General features: G+C 45.1%; 2 protein-coding genes. One reads left to right on the forward strand and one right to left on the reverse strand.

Features of this window, described 5'->3' with window-relative positions:
- Window positions 1-54 precede the first annotated feature (54 nt).
- A complete protein-coding gene (locus tag A3735_RS18295; protein ID WP_068509447.1) occupies window positions 55-777 on the forward strand; it encodes a nitroreductase in 723 nt (240 codons plus the stop codon).
- A gap of 36 nt (window positions 778-813) precedes the next feature.
- Here the strand turns inward: A3735_RS18295 and A3735_RS18300 are convergent, their stop codons facing one another.
- Entirely contained in the window at window positions 814-2,745 is a 1,932-nt protein-coding gene (locus tag A3735_RS18300) for a beta-propeller domain-containing protein (RefSeq protein ID WP_068509444.1), read from the reverse strand.
- Between the last annotated feature and the right edge of the window lie 151 nt (window positions 2,746-2,896).

Genomic DNA, 2,896 nt, shown 5'->3' on the forward strand with positions numbered 1-2,896 from the left:
CCGTGCTTATACTTGCATACACACCTTCGAAATATTGGTACATGAGGACGAATTATGAAACTTTCTGAAGCCTTGAAGACGCGCCGTAGCATTCGTCAATTCACACCTGTAAGTATTCCGGATGATGTCTTGGAGCGCGTTATCAGCAAAGCATTGCTATCACCCAGTGGAGGTAACTCTCAACCTTATCGAATTGCAATTGCTAGCGGTAGCACAAAAAATAAGATAGCTGACGAATTATCTAGCAAGTTCGCCAAAGCTAGCCGGATTAAGCGCCTTCCGTTACCAAGCAAAATTTGGCAGGGGTTAACAAGTGGTGTTTTGCCCGACGGCGATTATAACCCCGACGTCAGTTACCCTGATGAGCTTAAGAAACGCAAGTTTGATTGTGGCATGGGGCTATACGAAACACTGGGCATTGAAAGAAGTGACTACGAGGCACGTGAGGCGCAAATGCAAAAGAATTTTGAGTTTTTTGGTGCGCCCACTGCAATTTTTATATTTATCAATGACAAACTTGGTCTTTATAGTGCTTTGGACGCCGGTATCTTTATGCAATCACTCATGCTCGCTGCCGTAGAAGAAGGGTTGGGGTCCTGTCCTCAAGCCGCTATTGCCACTTGGGCAAGTCCGATCAAAAAGCATTTCGATATAGAAGAAGACTATAAACTGCTATGCGGTCTTTCGATCGGTTACCCTGCCGAGCATAAAGTGAACACTTATCAACCGGCAAAACGTAGCGTCGAAAATGTAATGTTTGCACCTACATCTAAGTAAGCTTGACGCTTCGACAAGCTTAAAAAAGGGTTTCATTCAGTCAGCGGGGTTAGCCAGGTCATCCCACAATTCTGTGATCAAGTATCCTCTATGAGAGTAGTGAACGTGAGTGCCAGTGAGAACCCCTCGGTCGTAGGATGAATAGTAATAACTACCTGACTGCCCGGTGCCGAGTTCGCTACCGACTATGCTTCCGGCTTGATTTAGACTAGCACCCTCAGGGTGTTCAGTATCTCTGACCTCAAAAAGATAGTAGGCGTCTTTTTGCCACTGCCAGTCCTCTAATATGCTCGCTGAAAAACCTAGACGCCATGAGTGTTCATCGTTGCCGGGTAAGATACTTAAGGCCGTATGAGTGTATTCGGCAGGAGAATATGATGTGTCGCCTTCAAGCAGTACTTCATTCACTAATAGCGGGTTGCTCATATCGCTCACGTCAAACAGTGCGAGTTTGATATTATTTGTTGCGACGCCACCTTCCGAGCCGCGGCCTAGGCCAAAGACAAGTGTATCGCCGAAGGGGTGAAGGTAGTTTGAAAAGCCGGGCAGTTCTAATTCACCTGCGACGCGAGGAGAGTCGTGATTAGATAAGTCAAGTACATAAAATGGGTCGATTTGTCTAAAGGTCACGATATAAGCTTTGTCACCGTCAAATCGAACACTGTAGATTGACTCTCCTGGTTTTCCGATAGCTTCCGGAGCCGATTCATTAGGGATTGTTGCATTCAGGTTCAGCTCTGTATCATCAATATTGATGGTATGTAGCCGATGTATATTTCTCTCTGTGCTGGAATGGTCAGTGGTCACGACTCGCAGATGATCCTGATACTCGCTAAGTCTGAACTGTTCATTCCAGCCTACTTGGCCGCTTAGGGCTACGCTTCCAGCAAACTCTAGACCATTGTCCGAATAGTCTAGCTTGTAGACCGTACTGCTATAAGATGAATCATTTGCGTTTTCGTAACTGTATTCATTTTCTACCATATACACGGCGTTCAATGATGCGTAGATTGTGGCAATGGGGGCGGCGATGCAGCTGGATTTTATATCTGAAAGCGCCATATCATGTGAAGCGCCAAGGTCGATTTTAGTAACGATAGCCAGGGTAGGTTGTGTTGAATCTTCTGGCTCGTTAGGAATATGGCAATCATTTTCACCTAGTAAAATCTTTGTTTGGCCATTTAAGGTGACGCTTGGGAGTAGGTCTTCTAATGTGGCCTTGCTGATTAATGACTCGTTACGGCTAATATCATCTTCTTCATAGGGATAGATTACATAGTCGTCGAGGTAGGCACTGTATTGGCTAATGATATAGAGCTTTGAGCCGATTTTTCGGCTGCTGACATACTGACCCTCTATCTGTATAGATGTGGTTTTGTCTATGGTGGATTCAGGTGTTTCCACGTCATACATATCAATACTGATACGGCTATCACTCCAGTGCCAGAAGTAGTCGCTATAGACTTGAGCGTATTCGTTAGCGATTGAAATAAGTTTTTTGTTTTCGAGTGTTTCTTCCAGATACAAGCCCTGTAAGTAATGACGTGAAGTAGAGAGGGTAATGGTATTGAGCGCTTCGTGTTTACCTGTCTGTTCCGATAATTCAAATATATTGATGTCGGAACCTCCATTGTAGCTGTATATCAGGTTTCCGTCGGTCTTAAGCCAGTCGAGTTCATCGACTCCTGTTTCTTGAGTATTAGTTCGGGAGTAGCTATCGCTTGACTCGTCAGAAGAGGCATCTGCACTTCCATCGCTTTCGAGTACGGGGGCATCGAGGCAAATATCGCAATAGCTAGGGTTCTGGTTATTCGAAGCAATTCCGTGCTTTAAGTAGCTTTCCAGAGGGCCGCCCGTTCCGGTAATTCCGCCATCATTCTCGGACTCACTACAGCCAACGAAAACAGATGACAGTAAGCTCAAGGTGAGAAGAAACAAACTTGGCTTAAGTTTATGTTGAATGTCCATTGCAGTTGGTCCTTTAAACTTGGCTCGATTTATTGTTGAGCTCTTCGAAATAATAAATTCCAACTCCCGCTCTGTACTGATTGGAAGCGTGTTTTTGTTCGGCTAATGGCATGTCGTGCTGTGCAAGCCACTTATTCAGCTTGAGCAACAA

This window comes from Oleiphilus sp. HI0061, from assembly GCF_001635675.1.

Coding starts and splice junctions, on each gene's coding strand:
- A3735_RS18300 (WP_068509444.1), bottom strand. CDS start 2,745: ATGGACATTCAACATAAACTTAAGCCAAGTTTGTTTCTTCTCACCTTG.
- A3735_RS18295 (WP_068509447.1), top strand. CDS start 55: ATGAAACTTTCTGAAGCCTTGAAGACGCGCCGTAGCATTCGTCAATTC.